The 15,331-nt window shown below is 69.5% G+C and carries 14 protein-coding genes and 2 pseudogenes; 9 read left to right on the forward strand and 7 right to left on the reverse strand.

Annotation, left to right across the window (positions count from 1 at the left end; all coding sequences use genetic code 11):
* Nucleotides 1-23: 23 nt before the first annotated feature.
* Nucleotides 24-533: a hypothetical protein gene (locus OG906_RS00215; RefSeq protein ID WP_329438770.1), complete on the reverse strand. Its 510-nt coding sequence runs from the start codon at nt 531-533 to the stop codon at nt 24-26.
* A 262-nt stretch (nt 534-795) separates the two neighbouring features.
* Between OG906_RS00215 and OG906_RS00220 the strand changes: the two are divergent.
* Nucleotides 796-2,696 (forward strand): annotated as a pseudogene (locus tag OG906_RS00220) (NAD-binding protein).
* A gap of 95 nt (nt 2,697-2,791) precedes the next feature.
* Complete coding sequence (locus OG906_RS00225; protein WP_329438772.1) at nt 2,792-2,968, forward strand: hypothetical protein; 177 nt, start codon at nt 2,792-2,794, stop codon at nt 2,966-2,968.
* Between the two features lie 173 nt (nt 2,969-3,141).
* Here OG906_RS00225 and OG906_RS00230 read toward each other — a convergent pair whose 3' ends face one another.
* Both OG906_RS00230 and OG906_RS00235 read right to left on the reverse strand, forming a co-directional pair.
* Entirely contained in the window at nt 3,142-3,351 is a 210-nt protein-coding gene (locus OG906_RS00230; protein ID WP_329438774.1) for a hypothetical protein, read from the reverse strand.
* Between the two features lie 3 nt (nt 3,352-3,354).
* Nucleotides 3,355-3,675 carry a hypothetical protein gene (locus tag OG906_RS00235; RefSeq protein ID WP_329438775.1) on the reverse strand — a complete coding sequence of 107 codons (321 nt, stop codon included), beginning with the start codon at nt 3,673-3,675 and terminating at the stop codon, nt 3,355-3,357.
* Nucleotides 3,676-3,877: 202 nt separating this feature from the next.
* On the opposite strand from OG906_RS00235, the gene OG906_RS00240 reads away from it, so the two are divergent.
* Genes OG906_RS00240 through OG906_RS00255 form a run of 4 tightly spaced genes read left to right on the forward strand, consistent with a single transcriptional unit; the run spans nt 3,878 to nt 7,160 of the window.
* On the forward strand, nt 3,878-5,146 hold the full coding sequence (locus tag OG906_RS00240) for a cation:proton antiporter (RefSeq protein WP_329438777.1): 1,269 nt from the start codon (nt 3,878-3,880) through the stop codon (nt 5,144-5,146).
* Nucleotides 5,133-5,600 (forward strand): CBS domain-containing protein, encoded by a 468-nt coding sequence (locus tag OG906_RS00245; RefSeq protein ID WP_329438779.1) that lies wholly within the window; start codon nt 5,133-5,135, stop codon nt 5,598-5,600. Before OG906_RS00240 ends, OG906_RS00245 begins: the two co-directional genes overlap by 14 nt.
* Nucleotides 5,597-6,895, forward strand: coding sequence for an ArsB/NhaD family transporter (locus OG906_RS00250; RefSeq protein ID WP_329438781.1), 1,299 nt, complete (start codon nt 5,597-5,599; stop codon nt 6,893-6,895). Before OG906_RS00245 ends, OG906_RS00250 begins: the two co-directional genes overlap by 4 nt.
* A 49-nt stretch (nt 6,896-6,944) precedes the next feature.
* Nucleotides 6,945-7,160, forward strand: coding sequence for a hypothetical protein (locus OG906_RS00255; RefSeq protein ID WP_329438783.1), 216 nt, complete (start codon nt 6,945-6,947; stop codon nt 7,158-7,160).
* A gap of 9 nt (nt 7,161-7,169) precedes the next feature.
* Here OG906_RS00255 and OG906_RS00260 read toward each other — a convergent pair whose 3' ends face one another.
* Both OG906_RS00260 and OG906_RS00265 read right to left on the reverse strand, forming a co-directional pair.
* Nucleotides 7,170-8,150: a PucR family transcriptional regulator gene (locus OG906_RS00260; RefSeq protein ID WP_329438785.1), complete on the reverse strand. Its 981-nt coding sequence runs from the start codon at nt 8,148-8,150 to the stop codon at nt 7,170-7,172.
* Between the two features lie 599 nt (nt 8,151-8,749).
* On the reverse strand, nt 8,750-9,013 hold the full coding sequence (locus tag OG906_RS00265) for a hypothetical protein (protein WP_329447882.1): 264 nt from the start codon (nt 9,011-9,013) through the stop codon (nt 8,750-8,752).
* Between the two features lie 556 nt (nt 9,014-9,569).
* On the opposite strand from OG906_RS00265, the gene OG906_RS00270 reads away from it, so the two are divergent.
* Complete coding sequence (locus tag OG906_RS00270) at nt 9,570-9,779, forward strand: hypothetical protein (RefSeq protein ID WP_329438787.1); 210 nt, start codon at nt 9,570-9,572, stop codon at nt 9,777-9,779.
* 375 nt (nt 9,780-10,154) lie between these two features.
* Here the strand turns inward: OG906_RS00270 and OG906_RS00275 are convergent, their stop codons facing one another.
* Nucleotides 10,155-10,694 (reverse strand): excalibur calcium-binding domain-containing protein, encoded by a 540-nt coding sequence (locus OG906_RS00275; protein ID WP_329447883.1) that lies wholly within the window; start codon nt 10,692-10,694, stop codon nt 10,155-10,157.
* 919 nt (nt 10,695-11,613) lie between these two features.
* Here OG906_RS00275 and OG906_RS00280 point away from each other — a divergent pair.
* Together OG906_RS00280 and OG906_RS00285 are read left to right on the forward strand one after the other, a co-directional pair.
* Nucleotides 11,614-13,926, forward strand: a complete 2,313-nt coding sequence (locus OG906_RS00280) for a molybdopterin-dependent oxidoreductase (protein ID WP_329438788.1) — start codon at nt 11,614-11,616, stop codon at nt 13,924-13,926.
* A 135-nt stretch (nt 13,927-14,061) separates the two neighbouring features.
* A complete protein-coding gene (locus OG906_RS00285) occupies nt 14,062-14,613 on the forward strand; it encodes an EF-hand domain-containing protein (protein ID WP_329438790.1) in 552 nt (183 codons plus the stop codon).
* 24 nt (nt 14,614-14,637) lie between these two features.
* Here the strand turns inward: OG906_RS00285 and OG906_RS00290 are convergent.
* Nucleotides 14,638-14,920 (reverse strand): annotated as a pseudogene (locus tag OG906_RS00290) (IS701 family transposase); the annotation flags it as partial.
* Between the last annotated feature and the right edge of the window lie 411 nt (nt 14,921-15,331).

Raw genomic sequence — 15,331 nt, forward strand, 5'->3', positions numbered from 1 at the left:
GTGGAAAGCGTGGGTGGCGCCGTTCAGCGGTTGACGGCGCGGACGCTGACCGAGGTCGTGGACGGCGTGGCCGTCACCCAGATCTCGGCCCCTCGCTCTATCGGGGCGTCGGCGGTCGCGGCGTACTTCAGTGGTTGGCCGCCGAGCGACAGCAGTACCTCGCCGTAGCCGTCGGCCGGGATGGCGGTGACCACCCGGCCCGCTGAACCGACGAGTTCCGCCTGGTGCGGGGCGCTGCCCTCGCCGTCGCGTTGCAGGGCCCGGCTGAAGCCGTACGTCGCCCAGCCCGCGCCTGCTCCGGCCACGGCCCCCGCGGCGGCTGCCGCTCCCTGCCCGAGCCCCGTGGACCCGAGCACGATCGCCCCCGTGAAGCCGAGCATCGAGACGAAGCCCGCGATCACCGGAAGCGACAGCCACCCGTCGAACAGTCCGTCCAGGGCTCCGTCGAAGATCCCTTCGAGCACCCCGTCGAACACCAGCGAGACAGCGAGCAGCACGACTCCCCCGATGCCGAGACCCAGAAACAAGCCCATGGGCCCTCCCCTCTGATCGCTGCCTTCCCGCTGGACAGCACCAGATTGGCAGGGGGAGGCGGGCTCGCACATTGCCTGCCGTCGGCAATCTTTACGCCTCTTTGACGCACATCGTCGAGGGTCGGGGGCCCTCCTGTCAGTCGGCCACGGTGCCGCGCGGAGCGCCGTAGCCGGAACGCGGTGGGCGCGGCTGGCGGGTACAAGGCATCCTGGGGCCGTGTCGAATCCCTTGCAGGCTCAACTTCCTCTTCCCGCTGGTCAGATGGTTGTTTGTGGCGATGACGGCCTGGCGCGTCGGCTGGCCGCCGAGCTGCGCGACGTGTACCGGGAGCGGGTGACGCTCGTGGTGCCGGAGGGTGTGCACGCGCCGCACGGGGCTGTCGGCCGCTGGAGCGTACGGAGTCTCGGGTTGCGCGGGCGCGTACCCGGCAGCAGGCAGGCGGAACGGTCCTCGCCGGAGGGCGCCGGCAGCCGTCATCTACGTGTCGTGGAGGCGGCGGACCCTGACGAGGGGGCGTTGGTCATGGCGGGGGTGTCCGGGGCGGCCGCGCTGGCGCTGGTATACGAGGACGACGACACGAACGTACGGGCCGCGCTCGTGGCTCGTCGGCTCAACCCAAGGTTGCGGCTGGTGATCCGCCTGTACAACCGCAAGCTCGGTCAGCACCTTGAGGAATTGCTGGACCAAGCGGCGGTCGTGGCCGAGCCGGGTATCGACCTGCGCGAGTTGGACTCGTCGACGACCGTCCTCTCGGACGCGGACACCGCCGCGCCGGCGCTCGCGGCCAGCGCCATCGCCGGGACCAGCAAGGTCATCCAGGCCGACGGTCTACTGCTGCGTGCGGTGGAGCGTACCCCTCCGGGGCGGGGCCAGGTCGCCGATCCGGGCCTGTGCACCCTGGCGCTGCTGTCCGCGACCGCCGCAGATCCTGCCGGAAGCGAAGGGTCGGACCGCAGCGGTAACCAGGGACCGCAACTGCTGCCCGATGAGCGGGCGGTGGCGGCCGCGACCGGCCGCGGCATTGTGGCGCTCGAGGCGATGACGCATGTGGGTCCGGCCGGGTCGGGGCGGCGCCTGGCCGCGGCGTCGCTGCCGGTGGCCTCGCTCTTCTCGCGGCGGCTGCGCTGGTCGCTGGCCGGCATCGTGGCCGCGGTGGCGGGCCTGGCAGTGGCGTCCTGGCTGACCACCGGCGACCACCCCCTGCACGCCGCGTACATCACCCTGCTCGACATCTTCGCCATCAACGACCCGGCGGTCGACGAGGCTCCCGAGCGCAAGACGCTGCAGATCCTGGCCGGCTTCGTCGGCCTGCTGCTCCTGCCGGTACTGGTCGCGGCCGCGCTGGAGGGCCTGGGGGCGTTCCGCAGCGCGACGGCGCTGCGCCGTCCGCCCCGCGGACTGTCCGGTCACGTGGTCCTGCTGGGGCTCGGCAAGATCGGGGCCCGGGTCCTGGTCCGGCTGCGGGAGTTGGAGATCCCGGTGGTGTGCGTCGAGTCCGACCCGGAGGCCCGCGGTCTCGCTCTGGCCCGCCGCATGAGGGTGCCCGTCGTCCTGGGGGACGTCACCGAAGAGGGCGTGCTGGAGGCCGCACGGATCCACCGCGCCCACGCGCTCCTGGCACTCACAAGCGCCGACACAACGAACCTGGAGGCCGCCCTGTACGCCCGTGGGTCAGGCCGGACCTGCGGGTCGTCATGCGGCTGTACGAGGACGACTTCGCGACCGCCGTCTACCGCACGCTGCGCGCCGCGCACCCGGCCGCCCTCACCCGAAGCCGTAGCGTCACGCACCTGGCCGCGCCCTCATTCGCCGGGGCCATGATGGGTCGGCAGATCCTCGGTGCCATCCCGGTGGAGCGGCGCGTGCTGCTCTTCGCCGCCCTGGACGTCGCCGGGCACCCGCAGCTGGAAGGCCGCACCGTCGCCGAGTCCTTTAGGCCGGGGGCGTGGCGGGTGATCGCCCTGGACACCGCTTCACCGGAGGAACGGCTCCCGGACCTGTCGTCCACGCCCGGCGAAGCGGCCGAACTCCACGCCCGTCTGGTGTGGGACCTCCATCCGGGCTACGTCCTGAAGGCCCAGGACCGGGTCGTACTCGCCGCCACGCGGCGGGGGCTGGCCGAGCTCCTCGGCCGCCGGGACGTACACGCCTCGGGTTCCTGATCGGACGCGTCCGGCAGCGGCGGGTAGTGCTGTACCGGGCCCCCGGGCCGTGGGAGCCTTATGGTTCGACTCCCTCCCTGCCAGGAGTGCTCGCCATGCCCCGCCCTTCCCGGACCGGGCGTCCTTCGCCGCTGTTCACCTTCGGCGCCGTGCTGACCGCAGCGGGGGCCGTGATGTACGCGCTGCCGGAGTACAGCAGTGTGCTCCTCGCCCTGTGCGCGTTCGCCGTGGCGACCGCGGCGGCCGTGTGGATCTCCGCCAAGCAGCGGTGACCGGTTAGGCAGCACGCGTTCCGGCGGCGCGGACGCGGCATGCTCACCCGCCTGGTCCGCGTCGCACGAAGCGGGCGTGCACGCAGGACGAACGCGGGGGTCAGGGCTGTCGTGCGGCTCCTGCACACCCCGCGCCAGGTGTACACGAGGCCGCGCGGCTTGACCTGGATCGGTCAGGGGCTCTTGCGGGCCGCCCCAAGCATCGCGAGGCCAGTGATCAGCAGGGAGAGCCCGATGACGAGGAAGGGGAAGCCGGGGCCGGGAAGGACGTACAAGGCGACGCTGACCAGAGTGAGGGGCATCCCTGCGATCAGCATGGCGACCGCCATGCGGCGTTCGGTGATGTTGCGGCGCGCCCACTCCGTGATGCTGCGGCCGTCCATTGGTCAGGCCACCTGCTCGGGGTCGGCTCGGCGTGCCGTGCACTCGGCCTGGATGAAGCAGCCGACAGCGGCCGCGATGCAGACGAAGCCGAGGACCATGCAGGCCATCACGGTATCCGCAGATGCGTCCAGCATTCGGGGCACGGCGTTGAGCGGCATGAGGGTGTAAAAGCAGAGCACGGCCCAGGCATGGGGGCGCGCGGCCAGTCGTCGACCCCGCAGGCCGCGTGGCGTCCAGCCGGCGAGGACCGCCAAGGGGAGGGGCAGCACGAGCAGGGTGCCGGCCGCGAGGGCGATCGCGTGATAGATGGGGTTGCCGTTCATCGGTACCTTCCTGGGTCGGACGCCCACGATAGACGGGGTGCTCGTGACTTTTTCATGCCGGAGTCCGGCAAGTTCGGGTGAGGCGGATTGCTGTCAGGGAACCGTCAATGGGGCGTATGGAACGTGTAAAGTCCGCCGTGGTGTGCCGGGAAGCCTGGTCGGCGAATGGGGATAGCTCTCTTCGCTGATCGGGGTCTTACGTATGGTGCTCGTCGCTGTTTTCGGTGTGGCGCTGCTGGTCGCCGTGCTGCTGTCCGGGCTTGCCGCCCGTACGGTCTTGTCCACTTCACTGCTGTTCCTGCTGGGCGGGGCGCTGGTCAGTGACGGGTTCCTCGGGCTGATCCACATCACGGCGGACAGCGAGATCGTGTCGGTGACTGCCGATCTGGCTCTGTTCGCGGTGCTGTTCACCGACGGCATGCACGTCTCTTTCCCGAAGCTGCGGCAGAACTGGAAGAACCCGGCCCGCGCGCTGGGGCTGGGCATGCCGCTGGCCATGGCCGGCATGGCTCTGATCACGCACTACCTGGTCGGGCTGGATTGGACGACGTCCTTCCTCGTCGGCGCCGTCCTCGCGCCGACCGATCCGGTGTTCGCGTCGGCGATCGTGGGCCGTAAGGAAGTTCCGGCGAAGCTGCGGCAGCTGCTGAACGTGGAGAGCGGCATCAATGACGGCCTCGCGCTGCCCGTCGTCCTGCTTCTGATCGCCGCGGCCGGTCCCACCTCCGGTCAGGCGGATGCCTCCGTCGGTGAGATCGGCCTGGAGCTCGGGCTCGGTCTGGTCTTCGGTGTCGTGCTGCCGCTGATGGTGGCGGGTCTGGTCCGGCTGCGGCTGCTGGGGGCGGAGCCGAAGCTCCAGCCGCTGCTGCCGCTGGCGACCGGGATCATCCTGTACGGGCTGTGTCACCTCACTCACGCCAATCCCTACCTGGCGGCGTTCTCCGCGGGCGCCGTCTTGGCGTCCGTCTCGCCCGAGTCGAAGACGGTGTTCGAGCCGCTGGGCGAGATGCTCGCGGAGCTGGCCAAGTTCGCCGCCCTCCTCGTCTTCGGCGCCCTGCTCACCCCGGCACTCTTCGGCGATCTGTCGGCGGGCGGGTACGTGGCCGTGGTGCTGGCGATCGTGTTGATCCGCCCGGCCTCGTTGCTGGTTTCGCTGCTGGGGGCGCGGATCGAGCGGCGGGAGAAGCTGGTGGCCGCATGGTTCGGGCCCAAGGGTTTCGCGTCCGTCGTCTACGGCCTGCTCGTGCTCCAGGCCGGCATCCCGCAGGGCGAACAGGCGTACACGCTGATCGCCGTCTGTATCGCCTTCTCGATCATCGCCCACTCCAGCACCGACGTCCCCATCGCCCGCCTCTTCGACGTGGAAGACCTCACCGGCATACCGGACGACGACCGGGCCCCCGAGCCGACCGACACCGTTTCGGCACCGCGCAGTGCAATCGACCAGGAGAAGCAGCATGATCGCCCGTGATCTCGCCGAGCCCTACCCGCATGTGATGACCGATGACCAGGCCCTGGACGCCGTGCGCCTGGTCGCCGAACACGACATGGCCGCGCTCCTGGTCCTGGACCGGGACGGCACCCCGTACGCGGTCGTCCCCGGATCGCAGCTGGTGCGGCAGCTGGTGCCCGAGTACGTCATGGAGGATCCGCTGCTGGCCGCGGTCATCGACGACCAGCACGCCGACTCCCTCACCGAGGCCCTGACCGGGAAGACCGTCGCCCAGTGGATCCCGGCGCGTTCCTTCAAGCCCGCCTTCGTCGGGCCCGAGGCCGGGGCGCTGCAGATCGCCGCTCTCATGGCACGTACCCACGTACCGCTGGTCGCCGTCATCGACCGCGACGACGACGGGCGCCGGCTGGTGGGTGTGGTCTCGGCCGCCTCTCTGATGCGTCACCTCCTGGACGTGGGGGGTCAGGGGTGAGCGGCTGGCAGAGCTGGGCGGCCGTCGCGGTCTTCACGGGCGTCTACTTGCTGATCATCACCGAGTGGATCCACCGCGTCGCCGCCGCCCTGGGCGGCGCGGCGCTCATGCTGGCCATCGGCGCCACCGACGACGCGTCGGCCTTCCACTCGGATAAGACCGGCATCGACTGGAACGTCATCTTCCTGCTGCTCGGCATGATGATGATCGTCGGAGTCCTCAAGCGGACCGGTCTGTTCGAGTACCTGGCGATCTGGTCGGTGAAGAAGGCCAAGGCCAGACCGTTCCGGGTGATGGCCATGCTGGTCGTCATCACGGCGGTGGCCTCGGCGCTGCTGGACAACGTCACCACGGTGCTGCTGGTCGCCCCGGTGACGCTGCTGGTGTGCGACCGGCTGAAGCTTTCCCCGGTCCCGTTCCTGCTCGCCGAGGTATTCGCCTCCAACATCGGCGGCACAGCCACCCTCGTCGGCGACCCGCCCAACATCATCATCGCCAGCCGCGCCGGCCTGACCTTCAACGACTTCCTGGTCCACCTCGCACCGCTGGCCGCGGTCCTGACCATCGTCCTGGTAGCGCTGTGCCGGATCATGTTCGCCAGGCACTTCGTCTACGACGAGAAGCGCGCCGCCGCAATCATGGAGCTCCGCGAACGCGAGGCGATCAAAGAGCCCCGCCTGCTCATCCAGGGCCTGGCCGTCCTGGCGCTGGTCGTGACCGGGTTCGTGCTGCACCCCGTCCTGCACTACGCGCCCAGCGTCGTCGCCCTCCTGGGCGCAGGTCTGCTGATCGCGATCTCCAAGGTCGAGACCGGAGAGGTGCTCGGCGAGGTCGAATGGCCGACCCTGGCCTTCTTCGCCGGCCTGTTCGTCATGGTCGGCGCGCTCATCGAGACCGGCGTCATCGGAGAACTCGCCAGCTCCCTCGCAGGTGTCATCGGGGGCGCCCAGCTGGGCGGCACGATGCTCCTGCTGGGCGGATCGGCCGTCCTGTCGGGGATCGTCGACAACATTCCCTACGTGGCCACCATGGCGCCCATCACCAGCGAACTCGTCACCGACATGGGAGGCGACCCCGACCACGTCATGTGGTGGGCCCTCGCGCTGGGCGCCGACCTCGGCGGCAACGCCACCGCCATCGGCGCCTCCGCCAACGTCGTCGTCCTCGGCATCGCCGAACGCAACCGCCACCCCATCACCTTCTGGCAGTTCACCAAATACGGCCTCATCGTCACCGCCGTCACGATCGCCATCTCCGCCCTCTACCTGTGGCTGCGCTACTTCGCCCTGGCATAAGAAACCGGCCGCCCCCTCCCCCTCCAGGGAGGAGAGAAGGAGCCCCCGTATGGCACGCAGCCGCCGCGTGGAGGCCGTCTCCATCGCCCTGTGGTGGGGCGCTTTCACCACACTCTTGTGGGGTGCGGGGCAAATCCGCGACACACCTGCCTCGCTGGTGACGTGTGCGGCGAGCGCCGCCCTCTTGATCAGCCTCGGTGAAGTGGCCCACTGGGTGCGCTGCCGCATCCGGGATCGGGCGGCACGCAACAACCGCACGCCCTGAGGTACACGCTCACGCCTCGGTGTCGGGCCAGGCGAGCAGGCGGGCGCCGATCACCGCGGTCTGCAGGGTGTAGCGGTTGACCGGGTCGGCCGGATCCGCGCCGGTCAGGGTGTGGATCCGCTCCAGCCGGTAGGTCAGCGCCCGCACGCTCAGCGACAGCTTCCGTGCGGCCTCGGTCGCCACACAGCCGCTGTCGAAGTACGCGGTGAGGGTGTCGATGAAGGTCCGCGCGCCGCCGCGCCCGTTGCGGAGCGGGCCCAGCACGTTCTCCACCAAGTCGGCCATCGCCTGCCGGTCCCGCGTCAGGACCGGGTAGACCAGCAGGTCCGCAGCGTGCAGTACCGGCCCGTCCAGGCCCATCCGTTCCGCCAGTTCGAGGGCGTTGAGCGCCTCCTCGTAGGAGTGCACCACGCCGCCGGCGCCCGGATGGGAGCGGCCTATGGCCACTTTGCCGCCATCGGTGGCGGCGTACGCCTGCTTGGCGAAGAACGCCAGAACATCCGGCTGGTCACCGGGGGCCACACAGATCAGCCGCCCGTCCTTCGTGGCGAGCAGAATCTGCCTGCCTGCGAACCGGGCCAGCACCGCCGACTCGATCCCGCGGGCCACCGGATACCCGTCCCCGTACGGCTCAGGTCCGCTCGCCACGGCCACCGCGTGCGCTTGCGACAGACGCAGTCCGAAGCGTTCGGCACGCTCCGCCAGCCGGCCCAGATCGCTGCGCCCGAAGAGGAGGTCGTCGATGAACTCGCGACGTGCGGCCTCCTCCTGGCGCACGGCCTGGTGCTGGGCGCGCTCGTAGCCTTCGACGAAGGCGTCCACCGCCTGTTCGGTCACGGCAAGCAGCGAACCCGCCTGCTGGATCGGCACCCGGGTGAGGACCTCCTGGGACACCGCCAGGTGCTCGCGGATCATCACGCGCAAAGTGAGACCCAGCTCCGCGGCCCGCTCCCCCTCGGCGCGGCGTGCCTCCAACTCGGAGCGCGTCATCCGACGCCCGGTGCCACAGGCGTCGCGCAGGCACTCCACATACCCCGCCAGCTGGTCTCGCGGTGCTTCCCGCTCCGTCACACACTCCCCCGTCCTCGTCGCGTCGGCGAACCCGTTGACGCGCAACCAGATTGCCACAGGCAGCAAAGAGGTCCTTCACCGGCAGCGAATGGCGGGTGAAGACTGCCGGACGACGGCAATGCGCTGCCCCGAAGCGGCGGAGAAGATCAAGGAATGCCCTGTGCCGAGGACAGCTGCGCCGTGCCCGGCAACCGGTGGCCGCCGCCCGGCCATAGTCGACGCGGCAGGCATCAACCGGCGCGCACCCGCGGCCCCCAGACCGTCGTCGGCCCGTGGTTCGTCCGCGAGCATGGGCATCTACGGGTCTGCAGGGGACACCGCGTTTCGACCTGAACGGGGGCGGTCGTGTCGGACAGCGACACGTGGACAACCACGCGGCATCTCGCGGCGGTACGGGCAGAGGCAGCGGGACAAGTACCCAGTCCGGCAGGCGTCCCACCCGCCGCCACGTGCGCCAGGGGGCTGGTGAGACACCTTCCCCGGTCGCAGTCACTGTGCTCGGGTGGGACCGGGACTGGTCAGGGGGTGTCGCCGTGCCACAGGAACGGGCCCTCGGCATCGTCCTCGACCGGCGCGTAGAACGCCCGACCACCCGACCCGTACAAACCCTTGTCCGTGATCAGCAACGTACCCTCCACCCGCTGTCCCACAGGCCAGCCGGTGACATCGAGGAGCAGGCCGTCCAGGGGCCCGCCCAAGAGTCTCGCGTACACGTGATCGGGCCGCGGAGCCGGCTCCTCGCCGCTGTCGTCTGAACCGCCGTATACCCGCCGCACATCCATCGCATCCACCCCGCCAGCCTGCCCACACACCCACCCCGCCACCCGCCCAACGCGGAAGACACCGCGCCCATCCTGCTCTTCACACAAGGCGAATACCGCAGGAATACACAGAGTTGCATGGTCATCGCCCACGCGCACGACGGCCACCCTCCCGCTCGAACGACGGTGGCCTGCGAGCCGGACGGGTGCCAGGCTCCAGGGCCCGAACCGTAGGCTGCCGCACCGTCACGCGCCGGGTGGGCAGCTTGGCGCGGCGGTTGAGGTCAGGGCGGAGCCAGGAGGGCACCGGCACGAGCGGCCGCCGGAACACCTTCGTCGGGTACGCGCGTCATCACGCGAGCGGGCGGGAACGATTCCGCGGTGAAGCCGACATCCGAAGAACCTGGGGCCACCGAGGGACAGGGGCCGCCCGAGGGCGGGAGTTGCCGGCGGCACGAAGGGCCGGTGTTACCCGAGCTCCTCGTCTGTTGGAGCGTGCCGACCTCCGTCCGCCCCTGCGACCCCTGTGGCGGACTGTCGCGCGCTACAGCCCAGACGCCCGTGGGAGGGTGACCCCGTGACCACGACGACGCTGCAATGCGCGGACACCCCCCTACCCTCGGCCCAGGGCCTGCCCTGGGCGGTCGGCGTGGGGCGGGCCTGCTTCGCCTGCGGCACCAAACTCACCGCCGGCGCCGTCTCCCGCGGAAGGATCTCCAGCCGGCAAGGAGTCCACAACACCGACATCGAGGTGTGGGCCTGCCCCAGTACAAGGCCCACCTCATGAACGCGCGCGCCGCACATCCCACCGGTCGACAAGACGATCGGCCGCCCATCTGCCGGCGGTGTGGAGCCCGGGCCCTGACGATCGGTGGCCCCGAAGGCGGAGTCACCGTGCACGAGAGGGCCTGCCCCAACCGACGCGAAGGCGAACCGGCAGCCCGCCGCCCCGCCCCACCTGATTCCGGCTTGCCCGGATCGGGGTGACTGCCGAGGCGGCGGGCCCAACCATGGTGCGCCGCTCCGGCAGCCCGGGGTACGCGCCGATACGCGGGCACACACCCTTGGTGTGGTGCCTGGGTCGGGACGGATGCCCCGCGAGTGATCCGGTCTCAGGTCGGCTCCGCTACGCCGGCGATGGCCGCGCGCGAGGGTGGCATGGTCACTCGCAGGCGATGCCGTCGCCATCGCGGTCGAGGTGGCGGTCGAAGCCAGGGTCCCCGCGGCGGATCGGAGCTGCCCCTGCATCCCTGACCGCCGTGCAGTTGCGGTAATAGGCACTGCCACCTCCCCCGCTGGTCGAACTCCCCCCTGACGACGCCCCCACGGCCGCCGGAGCATCATCCGAGGTCCCCTTCCCGTCGTCAGCCCGCGCCGGGGCCGGGGCGTGTGGCCGGCTCGGCGGAGCCTGGGGAACCTGCGGCTGGGCCGGGGCGGCAACGGGCGGGACCGACGCCAGTGCGGAGACAGACGGCGAGACAGGTGTGGGTGACGCCGAAACGGGTGTCGACGAGGACGTGGAAGAGGGGGCGGCCAAGGTGGGGGCCGACGCGGTGACGGTGACGGTGACCACCGGCCGGGAACCGGGCTTCGCATCGTCACGCACGGGCTTCGGGCCGGAGGCGGTGACGAGCAGTACACCGAACCAGATCGAGGCCAGGACCACGGTTACCGCCCGGCCGGCCTTGTCCCAGCGGGCCATGAACGCGAGCGCGGCACCGAGTGGCGGGACCACGAGCGTGGCGAGAACAACGGCGGGAACCGCCAGCGCCGGGTGCCAGCGGCGCGGCGGGGCCGGCTGGAACGTGGCGGTATCAGCAGGAGGGAACACGAATCTCCAGACAGGACGAATGGGATGGCGGGAACCACGGCTCGTGAACACCGCGTCGCCCGCCCCGGCTTCACGGGCAGGACGGGCACGGGCACGGGCTGAGGTTGGGGGAACGGGCGCCGACCGCACTGGTCGCGGACGCGGCACGCGCCCTTGCGGGGTCCCGCGACACCGGGGGCAGCACGGGTATCACCCGATCAACGGCCCCGCGGGCGAACGGTTACCGACACCACGCCGACCGCAGCGGCCGGCACGCATGTCCCCACCCGCACGTCGGAGAAGCCCCTCTTGCCGGCAGGAAAGCGACTCTCCCACCAGACACCAGACGGCATCCTCGCCCCGTGTGTCGTTGACTGACGCGCAGTGGGCGCGGATCGAGCCGTTGGCCGCACTCGAACTGACGGGCCATGCCAGGGTCATTCGGGAAGAGCTGAAAGCCCGTGCCGTTGCCCTGACAGGTGGGTCTGGGCTCGGGGAACTCCTGGCGTACACCCTGGCCGAGACGAACAGGCGCCTGTCGGTGACGTCCTCTGGGTGCGGCGTCCTCGCCTACGCACAGGGCCGAGCCCGCCTCATCAAGGGCCTGCACCGGTCCCTGGAGCGCGTGGAACAGCACCCGGCGACACCACGAGCCACACACTCATCGCTCGCGCCGACATACCGACGGGTGGGGTTGACCAGCAGACCTCAGGGGAAGTCTCTGCCCTGCGGACCTCTGCTCGATGGGGGTCCCGTGGCGTACGCAGCCACTGTGCGAGAGCAGGGGAACCTTCCAGGGCGGGGTTGGTGCATGGTGGAACGACGCATGTCGGTTGCGACGCACTGGGGCAGTTTTGTCGCGGTGGTCGAATCCGGCCGGTTGGTGCGAATCGAGCCGAGGGGCGACGACCCTGCGCCGTCGCCTATCGGCCCCGGAATGGTGACGGCCGCCGACGACCACGCTCGCGTGTTGCGCCCCGCGGTGCGCAAAGGCTGGCTGAACGGCCTGCCGCGCGTCCACGACACGGCCAGAGGCGCGGACGCCTTCGTGGAAGTGAGCTGGGACGACGCGCTCACGTTGGTCAGTGATGAGCTGTCTCGGGTGCGTTCACAGCACGGAGACAGTGCGGTGTTCGGCGGGTCCTACGGCTGGGCGAGTGCGGGCGCGTTCCACAATGCGCAGGGGCAACTCCACCGGTTCCTGTCGTTAGGCGGGGGATACACCGACTCGCGCAACACGTACAGCACCGCGGCTTTGGAGGTCATCCTTCCCCATGTAATCGGCGGGCATCCGTGGAGCTACCAGTCCCGGATGCCGATGTGGGGCGAGATCGCCGAGAACTGCGAGCTCGTGGTGGCGTTCGGAGGGCTGGCCCTGAAGAACAGCCAAATCAACCCTGGTGGGCTGGCAAGGCACCAGACGCAGGACCTGCAGCGCCAGTGTCGTGAGGCCGGGGTGCGGTTCGTGAACGTCAGCCCTATCCGCAGTGACGTCGCCGGCTTCCTCGACGCCGAGTGGCTGCCCGTCGTCCCCAACACCGACACCGCCGCGATGCTCGGCATCGCCCACACGATGCTGGTCAACGGCTGGCACGACGAAGACTTCCTTCGCCGGTGCTGTACCGGGTTCGATCGCTTTGCCTCCTACCTGCTCGGCGAGCTCGACGGCGTCCCCAAGGACGCCGCCTGGGCGGCGAGGATCACGGGCATCAGCCGTGACGCGATCATCGACCTCGCTCGGCGCCTCACAGCCCAGCGCTCGATCATCATGGTCAACTACGCGGTGCAACGGGCAGACCACGGCGAACAGCCGATCTGGATGTCCGTCGTGCTGGCCGCCATGGCGGGCTCGATGGGCCGGCCCGGCTGCGGCTGGGGCGCAGGGTACGCGACGATGGACGCGACCGGCGTTGCCCCAGGCCGCCCCTCGGTGGCAACGATTCCGGCGGTTTCCAACCCCGTTGCGGATTTCATCCCGGTCGCGAGGATCGCCGACACCCTGCTGCATCCGGGCAAGACCATCGACTACGACGGGCAGCGGCTCACCTTGCCCGAGCTGCACCTCGTGTACTGGTGCGGAGGAAACCCGTTCCACCACCACCAGGACCTGCATCGGTTGACCCGCGCCTGGCAGAGACCTGACACCGTGGTGGTTCACGAAGCCTGGTGGAACACCACCGCCAAGTTCGCGGACATCGTCCTGCCCGTCGCCACCAGCCTGGAACGCGACGACTTCGCCGCCGGCTTCTCCGACCCCCACCTCGTCGCCATGCCGAAGGTCCGCGAGCCGGAAGGCGAGTCGCGCACCGACCACCACATCTTCGCCGCCCTGGCCGCCCGGCTCGGATACGAGAAAGAGTTCACACAGTCGCGTTCCGAGACCGAATGGGTACGGCACCTTTACGATCAGACGAGGGTCCAGCTCGGCGACGAGACCACCTTGCCAAGCTTCGAGGACTTCTGGCGAAGCGCCGCTGCTGAGCTGCCGGCGCTGACTGGACCGTTTCCCGGGAGCTTCGAGGCGCTCCGCTCAGATCCGCAACAGTTCCCCCTGCCGACGCCGTCGGGCCGGATCGAGATCTTCTCCGAGGAAATCGACTCGTTCGGCTACGACGACTGCGCCGGGCATCCGACGTGGTTCGAACCAGTGGAGTGGCTTCACGCTGATCTGGCGGACCGATTCCCGCTGCACTTGATTTCGAACCAGCCCGCCTCACGCCTGCACAGTCAGTACGACAACGGCGGCCACAGCCTCAGCTCAAAAATTCGAGGGCGCGAGCCCGTGACGCTCAATCCGGCGGATGCCGCGTCGCGCGGTATCGAAAACGGCACGATCGTACGCGTCTTCAACGACCGAGGCAGCTGCCTCGCGGGCGCGGTCCTGTCTGACGACGTCATGTCAGGCGTCGTGCAACTGTCCACCGGCGCGTGGTGGGATCCGGTCCAGCCGGGCCTCAGCGGGACACTGGACCGTCACGGCAATCCGAACGTCCTCACGGCGGATCGGCCGTGCTCACGCCTGTCCCAAGGGCCGAGTGCTCTCAGTGCGCTGGTCGACGTCGAGGTCTATGCCGATCTTCCGCCTGATGTGCTCGCCTTCACGCCACCCGACCTCCGACATTGATACGAAGACTTCCTGCCTCGTCGGGCGCGTTCCCGTGTACGCCCTTGTCAGGCGCGTAGTAGGCCGGTCAGTCCGTCGAAAGCCCCCTCACTCGCCGTTTGCGTCTGTGTGACGACGTGAATACTGTGCGCAGCCATGACTGCACTTCAAGACCTCAAGTACGGCCAGTGGTTCAGGGGCGCCGACGTCGACGGCGACGGGTTCATCACCCAGCGGGACGTCCGCAACATGAGCGAGCGCTACATCGCCGCCCGCGGCGCCACGCCGGACTCCGCCACCACCCACCAGCTCACCGAGGGGATGGACGGGTTCTGGACGAACGTGATCGCCCCCATGGATCAGGACGGTGACGGGAAGGTCGATCTGCGGGAAATGACCGAAGGGTTCAAGCGGGTCCTGACCGACCCCGCCCTGTACCCGGAACAGATCGAGCCGGTGACCAACTGTTTCTTCGACCTGGTCGATCTCAACGCCGACGGCAAGATCGATCAGGCGGAGTTCCAGCAGATGTTCGACGCGGTCGCCGGCGTTCCCGTCGAGGACGGTGCCGCGGCCTTCGCCGCTTTGGACCGGGATGGCTCCGGCGCACTGGACCGCGCCGAGTTCCACCAGGCGCTCACGGAGTTCTTCTACGGCAACAACCCGGACGCTCCAGCCAACCACCTCTTCGGGAAAGTCACCGCGTGATACTCCAGCTTTAGATCGCGATCCTCATGCTTGATTGGCTTGTCGATCGGGCCTGGCGGCGCGTCGCCTGTGGGGCCAGTCGAGCCGGTGGTCTGTGCCGTAGACGCGGCGGACGGCCAGGTGAACAGGTGCTGGATCTCGTTGCAGGTGAGGGGGGCAGCCCCTCCGGACCGGGGTGGCCGGCGTGTTCGTCGGCGCGGATGACGGGGCGGAAGGCGTGCACGAGCATCGCGAGGGTGACCCAGCGGTGCCAGAACGTCCAGTGTGTGACCTGGTGTTCGTCCAGTCCGGCCAGGCCCTGGCCGGAGGAAGGTTTCTGATCGCCCAACAGTCCGCCGGCGTCGGCATTCCTTCGGTGCCCGGGATCCGGGCAACAGCGTGGCCCGGGCCGCCAAGCGCCGCCCGGACGGGGCGTACAGGACCGGCTGCACGAACGGACGTCAGTTCGGAGCCAGCACTTCGCTGTCGCCTCCGGCGCGCGCAAAAACGTCACTGCTCATGGCACCTTTGAGGTACGAATTAAAACTCCGACCACCCGAATCAGGTAATAGGAATGTTGTGCGGATGGAGTGGGAACTTCTTCATCGCAGGGCACATATTCTGGATGCCGCGAGGTGCCTGGACAACGGCCGATCCTCCTCCAGCGATTGCTGTTTGGGCTGCTCAACGCTCCGGCGGCCGCCGCTGCGGCCGCTCCTTCCACGCGCCTCGCCCCCAC

The organism is Streptomyces sp. NBC_01426, from assembly GCF_036231985.1.
GTDB lineage: Bacteria > Actinomycetota > Actinomycetes > Streptomycetales > Streptomycetaceae > Streptomyces.